General features: G+C 35.0%; 10 protein-coding genes. All 10 read right to left on the bottom strand.

The annotated features are described in order from the left end of the window. The 10 genes from AC5SR4_RS15085 to AC5SR4_RS15040 all read right to left on the bottom strand — a co-directional run bounded on the left by AC5SR4_RS15085 (nt 1) and on the right by AC5SR4_RS15040 (nt 19,970). A complete protein-coding gene (locus AC5SR4_RS15085; RefSeq protein WP_495357107.1) occupies nt 1–2,319 on the bottom strand; it encodes a GH92 family glycosyl hydrolase in 2,319 nt (772 codons plus the stop codon). 158 nt (nt 2,320–2,477) lie between these two features. Beyond that, the gene (locus tag AC5SR4_RS15080) at nt 2,478–4,100 is read right to left on the bottom strand and encodes a RagB/SusD family nutrient uptake outer membrane protein (protein WP_495357106.1); all 1,623 of its coding nucleotides are present in this window, start codon (nt 4,098–4,100) and stop codon (nt 2,478–2,480) included. Between the two features lie 27 nt (nt 4,101–4,127). Next, on the bottom strand, nt 4,128–7,187 hold the full coding sequence (locus AC5SR4_RS15075) for a SusC/RagA family TonB-linked outer membrane protein (RefSeq protein ID WP_495357105.1): 3,060 nt from the start codon (nt 7,185–7,187) through the stop codon (nt 4,128–4,130). A 140-nt stretch (nt 7,188–7,327) separates the two neighbouring features. Beyond that, complete coding sequence (gene nagB, locus AC5SR4_RS15070; RefSeq protein ID WP_495357104.1) at nt 7,328–9,256, bottom strand: glucosamine-6-phosphate deaminase; 1,929 nt, start codon at nt 9,254–9,256, stop codon at nt 7,328–7,330. A gap of 81 nt (nt 9,257–9,337) precedes the next feature. Next, nucleotides 9,338–11,518, bottom strand: a complete 2,181-nt coding sequence (locus AC5SR4_RS15065; protein WP_495357103.1) for an alpha-N-acetylglucosaminidase — start codon at nt 11,516–11,518, stop codon at nt 9,338–9,340. Nucleotides 11,519–12,063: 545 nt separating this feature from the next. Beyond that, nucleotides 12,064–13,098: a glycoside hydrolase family 43 protein gene (locus tag AC5SR4_RS15060; RefSeq protein WP_495357102.1), complete on the bottom strand. Its 1,035-nt coding sequence runs from the start codon at nt 13,096–13,098 to the stop codon at nt 12,064–12,066. A gap of 15 nt (nt 13,099–13,113) precedes the next feature. After that, complete coding sequence (locus AC5SR4_RS15055) at nt 13,114–14,508, bottom strand: glycoside hydrolase family 27 protein (RefSeq protein ID WP_495357101.1); 1,395 nt, start codon at nt 14,506–14,508, stop codon at nt 13,114–13,116. Nucleotides 14,509–14,537: 29 nt separating this feature from the next. Continuing rightward, the gene (locus AC5SR4_RS15050) at nt 14,538–16,439 is read right to left on the bottom strand and encodes a family 43 glycosylhydrolase (RefSeq protein ID WP_495357100.1); all 1,902 of its coding nucleotides are present in this window, start codon (nt 16,437–16,439) and stop codon (nt 14,538–14,540) included. Nucleotides 16,440–16,441: 2 nt separating this feature from the next. Further along, complete coding sequence (locus AC5SR4_RS15045) at nt 16,442–17,524, bottom strand: glycoside hydrolase family 43 protein (protein WP_495357099.1); 1,083 nt, start codon at nt 17,522–17,524, stop codon at nt 16,442–16,444. A gap of 61 nt (nt 17,525–17,585) precedes the next feature. Then, on the bottom strand, nt 17,586–19,970 hold the full coding sequence (locus AC5SR4_RS15040; RefSeq protein ID WP_495357098.1) for a glycoside hydrolase family 31 protein: 2,385 nt from the start codon (nt 19,968–19,970) through the stop codon (nt 17,586–17,588). Nucleotide 19,971: the final 1 nt, after the last annotated feature.

The raw sequence follows: 19,971 nt of genomic DNA, 5'->3' as shown, positions 1-19,971 counted from the left end.
TTATAAATTATTTATAGACTGGTTTGACATCTCTAAAATTAACTCTCCTCCATTTGTAATATCTTTATGAGAAATACTACAAGCAGGCAAAGTAGTAGTATTATATTTAAGCTTGTTTACATAAATATTTTCATCGTTATTATTTATTGCCTTAATAATAAATGTTTCACCTGAGTAATACTTTGAATGTAACTGTATGGTAACTTTATTAAAAACAGGACTTCCTATCTGATACTCCGGATTTTCTTCAGTACCACCATTCATTTGAAACAAACCCATTTTAAACAAGACATTTAAACTACCCATTAATCCTTGGTCTTCATCACCATTATAACCTGTGTTAGGAGCCAAACCACTAAACGTTTTATTAATCACTGTCCTTGTCCAATATTGTGTCAAATCCGACCTACCTAATTGATTAAATACAAATGAGGTTTGGATAGAGGGCTGATTTCCGAAATTGATTGGTATGCGGCTATATTCTGGATGTAATTCGGCATCATGTGATACCCCTGAAGTAAACTTTAACGCTTTGGCTGTTTCAAATTGCTTATTTAATTTTTCAACAGCTTTGTCTTTTCCTCCCATCAATATTGCTAAACCATTGATATCATGTGGAACAAACCAAGTAGATTGTGCCCCATTTGATTCTATAAATCCATGTTCGTATTGATAAGGATCAAAGTTTTCGTACCATTTCCCTTCAGTATTTTTAGGTCGCATCCAATTTATATTAGTATCAAACACTTGTTTATAATTTTTAGACCTAGCCATAAAATAATCGTAATCTTCATCATTATTTAATTTTTTAGCCAATTGCGCCAAAGTCCAATCTTGATAAGCATATTCCAAGGTTTGGCTAGCGCCGTCTTGATGCAATCCAAAGTTCCCTTCAGGAATAGGATAAGGCACATAGCCTTTTTCTAAATAATATTTTAAACCACCTCCTATATCCATAGTATGCTCGTAACCTGCTTTTCCCATAATACCCCCAATCATATGGTTTTTTTTGAGCGCGATATAAATAGATTCTAAATCTTCTTTTATGATTCCTTTTTGAATAGCACTTACAATAAATGGTGTTGAGGAAGCTCCTGTCATTACAAACGTGTAATTACCCCCAGAAGGCCCACGTGGAATCATACCGCCATCTTTATAATATTGCATTAGGGAATGTACAAATTCTTCCATAATTTCTGGATAAACCAATCCCCAAAGCGTATTGATAGTCCACTGTGCACCCCAAAACGAATCGGAATTGTAATGGTTAAATTTAGGTTTACCATCTGCACTCAATGGCAACTGGCCAACCCTAAAAGTTTTACCTGTATTATCTGGGTAGGCTCCATTAACATCGCTAATAATTCTTCTACCTTGTAAAGCGTGCCATAAATCGGTATAGAATCGTTTTTGATCTGTACCGGTTCCTCCTTCCACTTGAATTCTTGATAACATATTATTCCATTCGGTTTTCGATTCCGTGACTACTTTATCAAAATCCCAATGAGGTAATTCTTGCTGAATATTATTAGTTGCATTTTCTGTTGAAGTATAAGAAATCCCAGCCTTCATTAAAACGGCTTTCTCAGTATTTTCTATGCTGATTAAATAATTTCCTGTTTCAGCATCTTCTTCCAAAGCAGCCACAGGAACATTTAGTTGTACTTTAAAATATATGGTTAATGGTTTAGGGCGTCTGTGTGTTGGAGCTGCTACTAATTTACCCGACAACTCGCTTTTCCCTGTTTGCTTTAGGACACCCTCTATGTTTTCACAGGGTCCCAATATGGTATTTAAGTTGAAAAGGATACCTGCCTCTTTATTTTTCGGAAACGAATATTGGTGAAACCCAACTCGTTTTGTACTTGTTAATGCAACCTTAATTTGATATCTATCTAACTCTACTGAATGGTATCCTGGCGTTATTGTTTCTGCTTGATGTTTAAAACTTGAGAAAAAATCGGTAAAAATATGATCTTTGTTTTTATGGGAAATGGTTACAGGCATTACCGACAAACCTGATATTTGCCAAGCATGAATATGACTGAAACCTTTTATGGTGTCCGTATTGTAGCGATACCCAGTGCCCCAATCGCCTTCAATTTGCGTATCCGGACTTAAATTAACCATTCCAAATGGACGGCTAGCAGATGAAAAGAAAAACCATCTTGAGTTTTCGGTATCAAGTAATGGATACACCTTATCTACAAATTGTTCCTCTTTAGCAACTATGTTTCTATCATTTTCACATGATATTAAAAAAAGGAATATCAATAACATATTAATAAATTCTATAAAATAGGCTCTATACAATTTCATGGATAATTTAAGCTATGGGATTTTTGAAATTGAGTTAAATACTATTTAGTTGATCATAATCATGTCATTTTAAAAATATAGGCAGACAAAAACTCGCCTGCCTATAAATCAAACTAACAACTCAATTAAACTAACTCAAAAAAGATATTTGAATAATATTAATAGTTAGGATTTTGTGTAATACTTCCTCCCGTAAGGTCTATTTCTGCTTGCGGAATAGGTCTTAAAAGATGCTTTTCTTGAAGCGCATTATTAAAAGCTGCATGCGGATTATGTAACAAAGTACGCTCTATTAGCTTTCCTGTTCTTTTTAAATCCATCCATCTGTTTACTTCCCCTGTTAGCTCTCTAGCTCTTTCATCGAGAATAAAGTCAATATCAACATCTCCAGGATCTACATCTATAGTTAACCCCGCACGAGATCTTAGTGTAGTAAGACGTGCTGCAGCATCTGTAGTATTCCCAGATTGCAAATAAGCCTCAGCAGCAATTAAATACGCTTCACCACTTCTCATCATTACCATATCTCTTTCACCTTGTGAAGACTGGTCTGGTTGTGAAAAAGGCACTCCAGGATCATCAAATTTGGTAAACTGTGGATAATGAACAGCTGTTACGCCATCACTTTCAAAATAGGTTCCTGGATTGATTACTGCATAAGGAACCGCATCTATTTCGGCTTGAGTCCATGCTGTTTTTGGGAAATATATAGCGCGTTCACCAGCAGATACATTTTCTCCATTCTTACCTACATAGTCTTCTGTTGCAAAGATTTCTCTAGCAAAAGTGGCTTCAGCTCTCTGATCATTATCATCAAAAAGATCATAGAAAAACGGTGTTGGCATTGGTCCCAGACCTTTTACAGTTCTTGTTAAACCAGGATAATCAAAAAACCTAAATTTGTACATCATATGCCTAGAATTACCCCAACCTCTACTAACAGAATTGTTTCCAAATAAATAAGCAAAAATAACTTCTGAATTTCTTTGATTGTTGATATCAACCAATGATGCAAATGAGGACACTAACGGGTGATTACTAATAACTGTTTCAGCTAAAGCCACTGCATCTGTATAATCGGCTCCCGAGCCAAAAGGTTTATATCCTTTAGTTAGCAATACTTTTGACAAAAGATGTCTTACAGCATCTTTAGACACTCTTCCATAAGCACTAGGGCTTGACTCCACAGATGCTAATGCATCTTGAAGATCTTGCTCTATTTGTACATAAATTGCTTCTTCGCTATCACGTGTATAATCTGAAGCTGCTGTAGTAACTTGATTTAAAACCAAAGGCACTCCTCCATAGTTTTCTACTAAATTAAAGTAAGCCAAAGCTCTAAAAAATTTAGCTTCGCCAATTCCTGTCATTTTAGCTGCATCATCAAGACCTTGAATTACATCTGCATTGTCTATGGCTACATTGGCGGCAGAAATAATACTGTATTGATTTGTCCAATACGCACCAGCTGCCCAATTGAGCGAATTTAGGTTTACATAATCATTTATATCGCTAACACCTGCAATAGCGCTTCCCCTTGTTACAATATCAGTCCCTAAATCTTCAAGGGCATAATACAAGTCAGGGGCATAGTGTGTTGTTGTTTCCCTTGCCCGTTCATAAATATTGGCCACCAATTGGTCAAAAGTCTCTGGATATGAACTAGCTGTCTCAATACTTATCGCTGTATTGTTTTCTTCTTCAAGATAATCTTCACAACTAGTGTTCAAAAACCCAGTTGTAAGTAGAATTATAATTAATTTATATTTAATGTTTTTCATTTTCCCTAAATTTAATTTAACGGTTATTTAAAAGCTTAAATTAATCCCTGCCATAAACGTACGAGACATAAAAGCTGCTCCCCAATGATTTCTTCCAGCACTTTCTGGATCCCATCCATCATAATCTGTAAAAATGAATGGATTTTGCACGGTTGTGTAAATTCTTAATTTATTAACCTTAAGTTTATCCAACATGGTTGACGGTAGATTATATCCTAAAGTCATATATCCTACTTTTACAAAAGAAACATCTCTGTATTGTATCACCCAACCATATGGTCCAGGATTACCTGGCTGATTCCATGTATTTGACTGATTTTCTGGCGTCCAATAATCTACATTATAGCCATTAAAAGTTCTATTAGGTTCGTTTTCCCAACTCCATGCAAAAGCACTGTGGAAATTACTCCTATACATATTACCTTGGCTTATGTTTAAAAAGAAAGAAAAATCAAAGTTTTTATAGTTCATGGTACTTGTAATACCTCCCGTCCATTTTGGGGTAACTTGACCAATTATTTTTCTATCTGCATCGGTAATCTGGCCATCATTGTTAACATCGGTTACTTTTACTTGTCCTGGAAGTTGATTGTAAGTTGCAGCTTCAGCCGCTTCTTCTAGCTGCCAAATTCCCGCAAACTCATAATCGTAAATAGAACCAATAGATTCTCCCACTCTATGAATCATATTAGTGCCACTTACTCCAAATGTAATATCATTTCCATCTCCATAAAGCTTATCTATTGTATTCTTATTGGATGCAAAATTAAAGTTGGTGGTCCATTTAAAAGTTCCGTTATCAACATTTATCGTATTAAGTCCAATCTCTATACCTTTATTTGTGGATTCTCCAATATTAGTATAAGCCCCAGCAGGGAAACCTGTAACGGCTGGCAAATTCTTTCTAAATATGATATCAGAATTTTTTCTATTATATATATCAATAGATCCATTGATTTTATTATCTAAAAAACCAAAATCAAAACCAAAATTTACTTCAGAAGTCTTTTCCCATTTAAGGTTTTTATTAGCTAAACCTGTTATATAATAAGTTGGAACAGATGAATCTCCCAAATTGGTAGCACTAGTACCCAATAATGATTGTGACCCTAGAGGTCCTAGACCACCTCCTTGTCCATTGTTACCAGTTTTACCATAACTTAACCTAAATTTAGCGTTTGAAAATAACTGTTGGTTTTGCATAAAACCTTCATCAATTACTTTCCATGCAAAGGCTGCTGAAGGAAAAAATTCCCATTTATTATTCTCTGCTAAAATAGACGCTCCATCATAACGTCCTGTTAAAGTGAATAAATACTTATCCATAAAGGTGTAATTTATTCTTCCTGTATAAGATTCTAAAGTTTGTTTAGAAAAACTACTTGACACATTTCTTATATCGGTACCTGCCCCAAGATTATAAAAACTAAAATCATCAGTGGTAAAGTTTCTAACTTGAGTATAATAGCCTTCAAAGCGTTCCAAATATCTTGAGATTACCCCTGTAACATCAAGAGCATGATCCCCTGTATTAAACTTATAGTTAAAAACGTTATCCCAAGAATAGGAGAAATAATTAGAATTATTAACTTGAGCTCTTCTGTTTGACACATTTCCACTAACACTTTTTGAGTATAATCCTCTATACTCCCCATATCTTGCATACCTAATGTTTGGCGAAAATTTTGTGGTAATCGTCAATCCATCTAAAGGCTTTATTTCCAAAGCTATATCACCTATATATTGTAAGTATTTTTCTTCTTTAGTAATATTATCGGCTTCAAATAATGGATTGGTTATTTGAGTCTCTTTATTTGTTGGGAAGAAACGCAAAGAACCATCGTCGTTATATGGACGCCCAATAGGTTTAAGTCTATAAGCACTTCTAAAACCTTCCCAGCTTCCAGTGTCTTGAAGTGCTGTCGTAATATAATTGCTTACACTTAAGCTAAGCCAATTGGTTAGATCGCTTTTTAAGCTTCCTCTTATGTTATATCTACTAAATTCTTCACCTTTTAAAGTACCTTCATCCTTTGTATAAGCTAAACCTAAAGAATAAACACTTTTATCGTTACCCCCACTCAGGTTAATGGTATGATTGGTTTGAAATCCATTTCTTAGTATAAGATCTACCCAATCGGTATTAACACCATCAGCAACATTCTGTAATTCTTCTGCATCAAAAATATTATCTGCAGCTAAATCTACATCACTAGCTCTATAACTGGTATTTCCTGAACTGAATTGAACACCTACTGCAACATCTTTTACAAATTCAACATACTCAGATGCATTAAAGATTGATGGCAAATGATAGGCTTGTTTAAATCCAATATAATTACTATATTCAATTTTTAATTTTCCACTTTTACCACGCTTGGTTTCTATTAAAACCACCCCATTACTACCTCTAGATCCATATATTGCAGTTGCTGAAGCATCTTTAAGGATATTCATACTACTAATATCTGCAGGGTTCAAGAAAGAAATATCATCGACAAAAATACCATCCACTATAAAAAGTGGATTCTGACCTGGGGTAAAACCTCCAGCTGTTGTCGTTTCGTTTGTATTAATGGTGCTAGCACCCCTAATACGAATATTAAACCCTCCAGCTCCTGGTTTGTTATCGGTACGCTGAATGACAACACCCGGTGTCTGTCCCTGTAATGCAGAAATAGCATCGACTTTATTAGCTTGATCCAATTGCTTGGAACTAATTGTAGCTACAGATCCCGTTAAATCACTTTTCCTTACAGAACCATAACCAATAACCACGACTTCGTCAAGCTTGGCTGCATCTTCTTCTAATTTAACATCCAATGTAGACTCCCCATTAAAAGCAACCTCTGTTGTTTGGTAACCTAAATAAGAAAACACCAGTACATCACCTGGGTTTACTTTAATTTGATATTTTCCATCAAAATCTGTGGCACTACCAGTTGAAGTCCCTTTAACAACAACATTAACACCAGGTATAGGAACGTCTTGATTATCAGTTACAACACCTGTCACTTGGTTTTGTGACCAAGATGTTGATGAAAAGCCTATTAAAAAGGCCAATAATAAAAGTTTAAGTTTCTCCATTTTAATTTGTTTAGTTAATAAATTAGTTTAATTACTTTCATCATAAATTTTTTTGTTAAAATTACAGTTGTTGTTATTTCACCTAATGGACATTTCATTCCAAAACATGGACATTTTTACTACCCCTTGTGTTTATTGACCTAATACACCCATTTTACAAAAGCTTCCATGGCAGCATAATGCGATAATCCTAATTGATGGTATATATCTGCTGTTTCTTTATTTCTGTCTTCTGCACGTTGCCAAAATTCTCTGCTATCTGTCCCTTGAAATACCACACCATCTTTTTGCGATTGGTGTTTAAAGATTCCTTTACGTTTTTCAAGTACTTGGTCGGGCCCCATGGGTACCGCCATTTCTATTTCATCAATACTCCATTCTTGCCATGCGCCTCTGTACAACCAAACCCAACAATCATTCATAAACTTCCTAGACTTCAATCGTTTTACAGCCTCAAAAATGGCATCAAGACATATTTTGTGGGTACCATGTGGATCTGCTAAATCGCCTGCTGCATAAATTTGGTGAGGTTTAATTTTTTCTATTAAATCCATGGTTAATTGTATGTCTTTTTCTCCTAAAGGTTTTTTCTCAATACTGCCTGTCTCATAAAAAGGAAGCTCCATAAAATGAATTTGACTATCTGGCAAACCAACAAAATAACAAGTAGATTGGGCTTCTCCTTTTCTTATTAAACCTTTTATATATCTTACTTCTTCAATATCTATCTCACTAGCCTTTTTGTTTTTAAGAAAAGAAATTGCTTTTTTATAGATGTTAACCGCATCTTCACTTTCAATTCCAAATTTATCGTTATAGTCACATACAAAACTCGCAAATCTTAATGCTTCATCATCTGCTACTGCTATGTTGCCCGAAGTTTGATAACCTACATGCACTTCATGTCCTTGTTCTTGTAGACGTTTAAAAGTCCCCCCCATGCTAATAATGTCATCATCTGGATGCGGACTAAAGATGAGTACTCGCTTTTTGGCTGGTTCGGCACGCTCTGGCCGTTTGCTATCATCTGCATTTGGTTTACCACCTGGCCAACCTGTAATGGTATTTTGTAATTTATTAAATATTTGAATATTAATATCGTAAGCAGGACCTGAATCTGCTAATAAATCGCTCATTCCATTTTCAATATAATCAGCATCGGTAAGCATCAAGATAGGTTTCTTTAAATGTAACGCTAAACCTAAAACAGCCTTTTTTATGAGGTTATCTGACCAATCAACCTTTTCAACTAGCCAAGGTGTATTGATACGCGTTAATTTTGATGCAGCAGATTTATCCAACACAAACGTGGCATTATTATGTTCTTGCAGAAAAGAAGCTGGCACTAAATTGGTGACGGTTCCTTCTACAGAAGCTTTGACAATATTGGATTTCCCTTCTCCCCAAGCCATGAGTATAACGCGTTTGGCTTCCATTATTTTTTTGACACCTAACGTAATAGCTGTTCTGGGTGTATTATTCAATCCCGAAAAATCATTACTAGCCGCTACTCTTGTAATGTGGTCTAAAGCTACCAATCTAGTTTTGGAATTTTGAAGTGATCCTGATTCGTTAAACCCAATATGACCATTACCACCAATACCTAAAATTTGCAAATCTAAACCTCCTAAAGCTTCAATTTTTGCTTCATAAGTATTACAATATTCGGCTATGTCTTCCTTTAAAAGTAAACCGTCTGGCACATGATAATTTTCCGGCAATATATCGATATGATTAAACAGCTGTTCTTTCATAAAACGGACATAACTGTTTATAGAATCTGGCTCCATAGGATAGTATTCATCTAAATTGAATGACACCACATTTTTAAAACTTAAACCTTCTTCTTTATGCAATCTTACTAATTCGGCATACAATCCTTTAGGGGAAGATCCTGTTGCCAATCCTAATATACAGGGCTGTTTCTGATTTTGTTTAACTCTTATTAGATCTGCTATTTCTCTGGATACAGATTTAGAAGCTTCTGTTGAATTTTCGTAAACTATAGTTTCTACATTTTCAAATCGTTTTTCAAAACTTGTTGCTTTATCTATACTACTATTTAACATTGCTTTTGCTTTATTGATTATATATTTCTTTTAAAAACCTTTTTGGTTTTCTTAATATGATTGAAAATTTTCAGTATTTAACTAATGCATGTCATCATTTTTACACCAATTTGTTTCCCATTCTTTTATTAATTGTCTTTCTTTTAATTCGTCGAAAGGTTTATTATTTACTGAAGATATTCTAAGTGCTTGCAAAAACATGTTCCACCTTGGCCAATAAAATTCCTTGTACATGCCTTGCCATGCTCTAGATGCATAATCATTTAAATGGCCCTCACCTCCCCACATCGTGATTAACATTTTAGCATTTTTTAAATAAATTTTAGATACTTCAGGAGACTCTCCATAATTCCAAGCTGATGTTAACCAATTGTTTAGATTATTCAAAGGTTGCCCCGACAGCATGTCATCTATACCTAAGGCATACTGCTCTATTTTACTATATAGTAAATCTGCTTTTTCTATATCTTTTTCATTATAGGCTTTAACACATTCTATTAATAAATCATCGATAATTAAAGAGTTATACTGTCTGGATGCTTCTATTAAATCATAATGGAAAAGACTGTTTTCATCATAGTTTTTTGATTCCTCAACCAAAATATCTAAAGCTTGTTTTAACTTTTCTTTGTCTCCAGGGTTTCCTTCAAACTCAGTTATTTTTAATGTGGGTCGTTTAAAAAACAAATATGCTCCTGCTCTACTGTCCCACCAACGCGTTTCCCAATATTTGGTACTGTATATAGATTCTATGAGTAATTGCCATGCCTTAAAAACTGGTTCTGGCGTTTTTCCGTATCTAGCATTTAAATAGGTTTTTAACCAATGGCTGACCGGTTCTTTTCCTTGTGCCCAAGGAAGATCATAAATATATTCGTAAACAACAGAATTATTGTTTAATCCTTCTGGCATCACTCCATAACCAACAAGGTTTCCTTTGTTGGTATGACTCAATAAACTTTTAAGTTCCTGATTGTAGAAGTTTAAGTCGCCATAAACAGGATTTGAGCCTCCATAATTATGCACATAGCCATAGGTCCATTGCTTACCATAAAAGGCTTCTTGGTTTTCCCACACTTTATATCTATCGTTGGCATAATCTTGAATGATGAGTCTATCGTTAGGCACTTTACTTAAAAACGCCACGGTAGCTTCTTTAGTCCAAAATTCTTTATCACTACCAAAAAGCCAACCTTGCATGACCCAAGTTGCCCCTGGAACTGCCTCATCTATGGTTTCATAAATAATGTTCCCATAATCTGATAGTTCTTCATATTTGTGGTCTTCAGATACGGGAGGCTTAATTTCATTAAAGGAATCGGCCAAATAGAAATCGGATTTCCCATATAAATTAGAGTATAATTCAATAAAACGTTTTCCTATGTCTTTAAACAACGGATCTTTGGGATCTAATAAATAGGTGCTTTCAAAACCGCCACCAGACCAAGAGCTTAATGCACTTATTTTTGAGTTAGGGTGCATTTCCGCAAATGCCTTTGGTACATAACCACTAAAAGCCGGTACTACGGGATGCATACCCAAGGCTCTCATTTTCTGCAATATTTTTTTCTGAATCTCTGACTTTTTATCAATCCATTCTTGTGGCAATGGCCCTTCATGACTATTTATATTGCCCATTCTTTGCCATGGCAAAAAAGCGGGCCCCGCAAAGTGGTCTTGCAATTGACCTTCAGTTAGTCCATATTCTTTCCATAGTTGTTGCCAAACAATTTCTTGCCCCTCGAGTGCCGTTGGTAAATTAATACCATGTAATGCCATCCAATCTATTTCTTGCGACCAACGTTCCCAATCCCACCAAGGTGTTGTATAACCAAATGCGCAGGCGTTTAAATATTCTCTATATTTGAAAGGTGTCGATCCTTTTTTAGAATAAACTGGCCATGTTTTGGGCAAGTCAATTCTGTTACCTTCCCAATTGACCAAAACTGCTCCAATATCTTTAAGAAAACTATAGGCTGCATAACAAATAGTTGTATTAGACGTTCCTTGAATGGTTACTTTGTTTGCTGTAGTTTTGATTTCGAACCAATCTGTATTATTTGACTGTGCATTTTCAACAATATTCAGTTCAAATTCATTGACACGACTACCTATAAGCTTTTCTATGACGGCTAATGAACTTTTTGTGTCTTCAGTATTTTTACATGATATATTGAAGAACAAAAAAAACAGCAATAAAATAAATTGAACAGAAATTTTAAGCGTATTATAGACTTTATTATTTAAAGCGTGTTTTCTCATTTTGAAAATAAATTTAAACTGATATCATTTAATTTTTGAAATGATATGAAGATTTATAAAACTTTTTATAAAAAATTAATGCAATTTATATTGTTGAAAAGATTGTAAAAAAAGGGAGAACAAATCATCTCCCTTTTAAATAAAACCAAATTCAACAACTAATATTTACATTAAACATTCTATTTATTAAGCTTTAATAACTCATGATAAAATTACAAGCACTTATTAATTTTGAAATGGACGCTTTAATCAAAAACATAGACAAATCGTATTTTATTTTTCTTTGCTTATTTACTTATATCCGTAATATTCAGCATTATAAACGCTTATCTTAATTTGATGTTAGATCATGTGAGTGAGTATTAAGTATTCTAGACGATGAACAATTAAATAATTTAAAACTTTAAAAAAGGGATTTATATTATCAAGGATATTTATAATAACGGATGTGTATCTACAAAAAAGATTTTAAAGTTTGATAAAAACCAATGCATTTGAATTTATCTTGTGCTTTTTGGGACTGAATTTTTAACACATACTATTCACTAGGGAATAAAAGGTTTTACTACTACCAATTTATCAGCAGATAAGTCTACTTCAAACAAATGTGGGATTCTAATTGTTTTTTCTCCTATCTTTTTATGGCTATGAATGGCCATTAATGTGTTCCCTTCGAAAGTATTAAACAGCATCCCATGACCAAAATTTGGTGGCGTTATAGGTTCTTTTTCTTGAATCCAAGGGCCATCTAAAGTGCCACTTTCAGAATAAGCAACACCTTGCACATAAACATCATAAATCCAGCTTGTCCAGAGCATTCCCAAACGTCCTGTTTCCGTTCTAAACAAAAAAGGACCGTCGGTTACTTTATTTGGCTTATCATTACCTTGACTATCTTTTTCGCGGCTCCAAGGCGAATCACTAGCTTTAAACAATAACTTGCTTTCTCCTACTGAACCACTTAAATTGGATTTTAATTCAATTTTTTCAATCGTTCCATTACCATTCTGCAACCATTCATAACAATAAACCATATATGGTTTTCCATTAGTATCTACCCAAAAAGTACCATCTAGCGTTGGCATAGTGGCAGGTAAATAAATAGTGTCCTCCATAGGAATGTAAGGACCATCGGGTTTGTTGCTTACTAAAATATGACTTGCACGACGCTCGATTACATTTTCTGCTACGGTATCTATGATGACGCTTCTATTAGTAAATGTAGCAAAGTAATAATACTTATCTTTGTAATGGTGAAGCTCTGCCGCCCAAATCATGGGGTTAGGGCCCATCCAAGAGTCCGAATCGGTTTCTGCTATACGATAAGGACCTTCCCAAAACTTTAAGTTCTTACTTTTCCAAAGCATACCTCCTGTTCCTGTCATATAATACATTTGGGACGCTTTGTCTGCCAAAACACAAGGATCGCTTAAACGAATGGAACTTATAGGAACATTATGCCTAACTTGCAACCCTTTTTGGGAAAAACCATATGCTATACTTAAAAGACATAAGCCTAAAAATAAGCACAAGCCTCGTTGTTTTCTGTAACTTTTATATAATCTTGCTCTATTAACCATGTTTTATCTATCTGCCTATAGGATGATCTCTATTTTATATAATCCTGATGCATGTGGCAGCATGTTTTGACTAAACTTAGCTTCAAACTCTCCAACTTCTTTTCCGCTCCAAAGATTTGTAATTTTAGCTTTTCCTGTAATTCCTAAATCGGCAAATGTAATGCTAAGGTCTTGGGATAGTTCATCAGAAATATTGAACAAGGCTAGATAAGTTATTTGATCGTTTTCGTTTTTAGAAGTGATTGCCATTTTATCATCTTCAAAATACAGTTTACGTATATTAGTACTTTCTGCATGCATTTTCAATACTTCCTTATTGGTTAACAACGACAGTGTAAACGCGTCGTTACTAGGCAAATCACCTCCAAACATTAATGGGGATTTAAAAATGGTAAAAAATGTCATGAGCGTATATTGCTCGTCTTTTGTTAGATTGGTCATCCTATCGTCGCCTCTTTCACCTCTAATAGACAATCTTCCCAAAGGAATCATATCACAATCTGGCCAGGTGCCTGGTTTAATATAATCGAACCAATCTAGACTTACCCCCATTAAGTGTTCAATATGCCACCAGCTATCCCAAACATCGTTTACCATACGCCACATATTTGCATGTTCGCTCACATGAGGTCCCGCTTGAACGGGTGTTTCCCCTGGAGAAGTACTTAATACAATTTGACGCCCACAGTTATCTATAGCATTTCGAATAAGTTCTATTTCTTTTTCATGGTAAATAGGTGCCGATAAATCGTCTATCTTAATAAAGTCTACACCCCAACTCGCATATAACTCAAAAATAGAATTGTAATATTCTTGAGCTCCAGGCTTGTTGGCTACAATGGTATAATTATCTTTTAACCATTTACATTGGTTTTCGGTTGAATACACTTGATCTGCTGTAATGCCATTGGTTCCTTTTATGGGAAGTTTATTTTCAACCGCAGTTTTTGGAATTCCTCGCATGATATGAATTCCGAATTTTAAACCTTTTTTATGAATATAATCTGCTAAGGCTTTAAAACCATTTCCATTACCTGCAGATGGAAATCTATTCACTGCAGGCATATATCGGCCGTATTCATCAACTACATAAATGGGATCTTTTTGATTATAGCCATGGCGCTTTGTATTTTCTACAAACCATCGAATATCTACTACAACATATTCCCAGCCATAGTCCATTAGCTTTTCTGCCATATAATCTGTATTTGCCTTTACCTCATCTTCTGTTACAGTAGGGCCATAACAGTCCCAACTATTCCAACCCATTGGTGGTGTTTGTGCCCATGCCTTAAAGTTCACCTCCTCTTTAAATGCTTCGTTTACGCCTACTTCTTTTTTTGTACTGCTTTTACAGGTCAACAAAATTGTAGTGGCAACAATTAATATGAATACCTTGTATAATTTCATCTGTTTATAATATTGGTTTTATTATTTATTCATCTATCAACTCCTTTTGTTGACATGACAATCGGTTTAATGGAACCGTCTTTATTGTACTCTAATTTATCGATACAAACCGACCTACTATAACTCCCACCATCAGTTTGTATGCCGCCATTGTGGTATATAAAATATGATTGCCCTTTAAATTCAACAATAGCCTGGTGGTTGGTATTGCTATTTCCAGCTATTTCATTTAAGATTCCTTTGTATTCATAAGGGCCTTCAATACTATCGGCCATGGCATAGGCTATTTTTTCAGGGAATTCTGTAGCGTAAGTTAAATAATATTTCCCTTTACGTTTATGTATCCAAGGGGCTTCCGTAAATTCAAAACCTTCAAAATTTAATTGTTTTACCTCTCCATCAATTTCAATCATATTCTCTTTTAGTTTGGCATAGTAACATTGTCTGTTTCCCCAGAAAATCCAAGCCTGACCATCGTCATCTATAAAGATTGCCGGATCAATACACGCCCAAGAATGCGTTGAAGCAAAACAATCTTTATTTGTTAATAAAGGTTTTCCTAAAGCATCTTTAAATGGCCCTTCAGGTTTGTCTGAAACAGCTACTCCTATACCACTCCAATTGGTACTTATGTACCAGTAATATTTTCCATTTTTCTCTATAACATGACCAGCGTAAGCGTCTCCGCTTTTTGCCCATGGAAAATCTGTAATTTTAAGCGGAACAGGGTACTCTGTCCAGCTTTGCATATCGGTAGTGGAAAACACGCACCAATCTTTCATTTTATAGCCTTTTTGACCACCTTCGAAATCATGGCCTGTATATAACCATAAGGTGTCATTTTCTACAATGGCGGCAGGATCGGCCGTGTACTTATGGGTAAAAATGGGGTTGCCTTGTGACTTATAATGCTTTGGTTTTTCAGATACGTTTCCCCATTGGTCTTTAAGTCGGTTTAATTCTTCCTTGGTAATCCCTATAACGCTTCCATGCCTTGGATGGAAATTCTTGGTGAAGGATTCTGGTTTTTGAGTAAAACTGTATAAATCTTTACTACGTTGAAACTCATAGCGTCCATTGGAATATAAATCATACATTAAAATATATTCTTCAGAATTGTTCAATTTAAAAACTGAAGATCCCTCAATCGCTGTTTTATTATTGGCATAAGCATCAAGATACACAAACGATTCCTTCCACGGTCCTTGTAACGATTTGCTGGTAGCCTGTTTTATCCCGTTTTTAATTTCTTTACCTTTTTCATCTTTGGTATTTCCCTTGTAGAATAAATGGTACGTTCCGTCTTTATAAATAATATCACCATCAATAGCGCCGTCTTTAGCGCGGAACATTAATGTTGGAACAGATTCAAATCCTGAAAAATCCTTATTGGCATAAGCACTATAAAAATCTAATTTATCATCATCTTTAAATTTTACCGTAAAATAAATCAGGTATTTTTTGACCGTAGGATCATAAATGGTTTGTGGCGCCCAAACCCAATAGGCATCAGTAAATTTATCTGGATAATCTTTTGACAAATTGATTTTACTGTGTTTCCATTCAGTTAGATTATTAGATTTCAACAATACAATTCCCGGATTTTCCTTCCAACCATTTGATGCTGTTGACATATCGGTAGCAACTATGAAGTATGAATTTTTATCTTCGCCTCTTAAAATATGTGGGTCGCGAATGCCTCCGGATTGTGAAATTTCATCTGAATTTAATATAGGTTTGTTATTATTTAAGGCCGTCCAGTTAATCGCATCTTCACTGATTGCAAAACGCAATTGTTCTTCACTTTTTCTGCTTTCCGAAGCGCCTTCAAAATAGGCAAATAGATAACCTTCAAAATTCGTGTTTTGTGCCTGTAAAGTAAAGACACACACTATTGATAAAACAACTGTTTTTAACACTAATTTCTTCATAATTATTCATTTTGAAATAAAGGTGGCATTCCCCAATGATTTGCCAATCGAATGGCTTCTAATTTATTTAAAGGAATAACAGCACCATGCTTAGGTGACGTGAAATTTGTTGTTTTCATTTTACCTTTATTAAAATGCCCTAAGTCTTTAAAGGTTTTAAAATCTGTAGTTTCTACAAAACCAAAATTGTGTGGTTTTATACTAAAAATATCATACATAAGCACCCATGTTTCGCTATCCAAGCGTTTCCATACGTTGGGTGCTTCGCAAGAACCTGGTTCTTTATCAATCCATTCCGGATTGTATTCGTATCCCTTGTTTATTTCGTTTGAAAACGCCATTTTTATACCTCCCGGATTTTCCTGCGCAACATACATCATACAATAACGACCGTCTGGTAAAGGCGTAATATCGGCATCTAATACTTGAATCTTTTCATTTGGGTAGTCAAACAACAGTTGAGGTTCGGTAATTAATTTTGTAAAATCTTCGTTGGCGTGAGCATAATACATTTTTGTTAATCCGTGCCCCATTCTCATGGTGAAATACACCATCATTTTTTTCTCCTTCGGATCGTAAATCGCTTGAGGCGCCCAGGCACAACCCATATCTTCATAACCTTCGAAAGCTTCATCAAACAGGAAATTACTGTGTGTCCAATGAATCAGGTCGTACGATTTCATAAGTACAAAGCCACGGTTATTGCCCCAATCGTATTTTTCAACTGGCCTTTCCCATTGGGTGTCTCGTAAACCTTGTTCTTTGCCAAAGATGTGAAGATCGGTCATCACCACATAAAAAGCACCATCGGGTCCTCTAGAGATGTGAGGATCTCGAATGCCTTGTTGACTTGCAATGGTATCGCCCGACACCACAGCTTTTCCTTGATTTACATCGGTAAAACTATAGCCATCTGTACTTAAAGCCATGTGCAAACTATGATCGTCATCTTTAAAATAAACCATCAAATAAGCACTCATGTCCTTTGGTTCTTCCTTAGTGTTTTTTATTCCTTCTCTTGTTGATTTACAATTAAAGAAAACCACTATAGCAAGTAATAGATTTATACTTATTAAGTTCTTCATTTTTCTATGAATGGGTTTTTATTTTAAGTTCTTAAAGAATCAGGATACTCCCAAAAAATATTTATTGCTTTCCAGTTAGGTGTATTGTTTTTTGAGCGCCACTATAGGAAACTAATTCATATTTTTTTGAACTCTCCAAACCAACTCCATTATCATTACCAACTAAAGCAATTTTAAAGTCATATTGCTTTATGATACCCTTATAATCCCCTTGTTGTTCTCCTATTGTTAATTTTTTAGACTTGTCATCCCATTTAAAGTTAATCGTGCTATATTTTCCTTTTTCGTAATTATAATTGTCCCCTTCGTCGCTATATAGGGTAAATTCGCAGTCAGATCCTGGATAAACCCGTATCTCTAAAGAGTCCCATTTCTTTTCTTCGGCATATTGTACCTCTGGTCCCCAAGGAACGATAGACCCAGTTTTCACATATAATGGCATGATATCAATAGGGGTCTCCCTAACTATTTCTTGACCTCCTTTTATGGTCTCTCCTGTCCAGAAATCAATCCAGTTGTTTGATTCAGGCAAGTAAACCGAACGATTTTTAACTTTACTAAAATCTTCAACTATATTTTCATCTTTCCCTTTGGAATACATTTGATTTATTACTGGAGCAACTAAAAATGAGCTTCCAAAAATATATTCATCTGTAATATTTAGTGTTTTTTCGTCTTTTGGATATTCCAATGGAAGTGCTTTCATGAACGAATCGGATTGATTTGTTACTTTCCAAGCGGTCGAATACAAATAAGGCAACAATCTATACCTTAGTTTGATTGATTTTTCAATGGCATCAAAAGCCCAATCACCTCTATTTCCAAATTGATAAATTTCTCTTGGCAAGTCTGTACCATGTGAACGCATCATAGGCGTAAAGGTTGCAAACTGTGCCCAACGCACATACAGTTCTTTAAACTCAGGATTTTTTACACCGCCTGCTTTACGATGTCTTCCTGCAAAAAAGCCTCCTATATCTGCATTCCAATAAGGTATCCCACATATGGTGAAGTTTAGTGCAGCAGGAATTTGTTCTCTTAAAGCATCCCATGAGGATTGAACATCGCCAGACCATGAATTTGCTGCATGGCGTTGTTGCCCTGCAAATGACGATCTGGTTAATATATATACCCTTTTGCTTTCGGTGGTTTTTCTTTGGTGTTCATAGATACCTTTTGTGTGTTCTAAAGAAAATGCATTTGATACCGAGCGGTAGGATCCTAATTTTGTTTGTTGGTCAAAATCACTGTCTTTTACGTTAATATGGTCTGGTTCTGTGGAATCTAGCCACCAGGCGTCTATTCCTTTTGAAAACACCCCTTTATTTAAATAGTCCCAATAAATATCTCTAGCTTCCGTGTTATAGACATCGTATGGCTTTGTACCACTCTTTGGTGGCCACGTATCAAAATCAATCAGCATATCCTTATCTTTAAACTCAGCATATTGTTCTGTTAACGGTCCAAAACCTGGCCACGCAACGACCATTAAATGGGCATTCATAGCGTGTACCTTGTCAGCCATTTCTTTTGGGTTTGGAAACCTTTCCACATCCCATTTCATCGCATTCCATAAGCTGTCTTCTCCCCAATATCTCCAATCCTGGATAATACCGTCCAAAGGCACTTCTAAATCTCTATATTTTTTTACAACATTTAATAGTTCGTCTTGAGTTTTATAACGTTCTTTCGATTGCCAGTATCCATAAGTCCATAAAGGAAACATGGGAGCCTGACCTGTTAAATCCCTCATTTTTGATATGGTTCCTGCACCTCCTTTTCCATACATAAAATAATAATCAACACAATCTCCCAAGGATTCAAACGATGTTTCTTGGCTGGAGTCCACAAACTTTGTCTCGGCATAATTATCCCAAAAAACGCTGTAACCCTTTATAGAATAAAAATATGGTATGGTAATATTATGGTTACTGTTTTTTAACATGACCTCTTGATTGTTTTGCATGAGGTTTCCATTTTGTAATTGTCCTAAACCATATATGGCTTCATCTGCAGCAAGCTGAAACGATTGCTTTACCATATAGCTTTGTTTCCCTGCATCATTAAATGGTGTAAATTGGTTTTCTACACTTTGCTCACTTAACAGACTATTTCCATTCAAGTCTTCATATAAAACCTCCCCTGTTTTTAAATTTAATTGAACCTTAATGTCTTTTGATTTTAGAATAACAACATCTTTGTTCTTTGATATCTTTAGTTTTAGATCTTCTAACGGCTTAATGACTGTTAGCGATTCTTTCTTTAAATTAGAACTGGAAGGAGTCTTTAATACCCTAACAATTGAAGATGAATAAAATTGAATTTGGATCTTGGTTTCTCCAATGGTTGCAATGATTCCATTTTCTGATTTACTATATTTTTCATTTGAGAATGAAGTGAGTAAGACAAATCCTAATGCGATTATACTTAAAATTACTTTTTTCATA

This window comes from Aestuariibaculum scopimerae, assembly GCF_059428085.1.
Note: the sequence above shows the minus strand (reverse complement) of the source record. Positions and strands in the feature narration are given on the sequence as shown.

Excerpts from the sequence above, each read along its gene's own strand:
- AC5SR4_RS15055 (WP_495357101.1), bottom strand. The coding sequence starts at position 14,508 with ATGAAATTATACAAGGTATTCATATTAATTGTTGCCACTACAATTTTG.
- AC5SR4_RS15085 (WP_495357107.1), bottom strand. The coding sequence starts at position 2,319 with ATGAAATTGTATAGAGCCTATTTTATAGAATTTATTAATATGTTATTG.
- AC5SR4_RS15045 (WP_495357099.1), bottom strand. The coding sequence starts at position 17,524 with ATGAAGAACTTAATAAGTATAAATCTATTACTTGCTATAGTGGTTTTC.
- AC5SR4_RS15060 (WP_495357102.1), bottom strand. The coding sequence starts at position 13,098 with ATGGTTAATAGAGCAAGATTATATAAAAGTTACAGAAAACAACGAGGC.
- AC5SR4_RS15075 (WP_495357105.1), bottom strand. The coding sequence starts at position 7,187 with ATGGAGAAACTTAAACTTTTATTATTGGCCTTTTTAATAGGCTTTTCA.
- AC5SR4_RS15040 (WP_495357098.1), bottom strand. The coding sequence starts at position 19,970 with ATGAAAAAAGTAATTTTAAGTATAATCGCATTAGGATTTGTCTTACTC.
- nagB (WP_495357104.1), bottom strand. The coding sequence starts at position 9,256 with ATGTTAAATAGTAGTATAGATAAAGCAACAAGTTTTGAAAAACGATTT.
- AC5SR4_RS15065 (WP_495357103.1), bottom strand. The coding sequence starts at position 11,518 with ATGAGAAAACACGCTTTAAATAATAAAGTCTATAATACGCTTAAAATT.
- AC5SR4_RS15080 (WP_495357106.1), bottom strand. The coding sequence starts at position 4,100 with ATGAAAAACATTAAATATAAATTAATTATAATTCTACTTACAACTGGG.
- AC5SR4_RS15050 (WP_495357100.1), bottom strand. The coding sequence starts at position 16,439 with ATGAAGAAATTAGTGTTAAAAACAGTTGTTTTATCAATAGTGTGTGTC.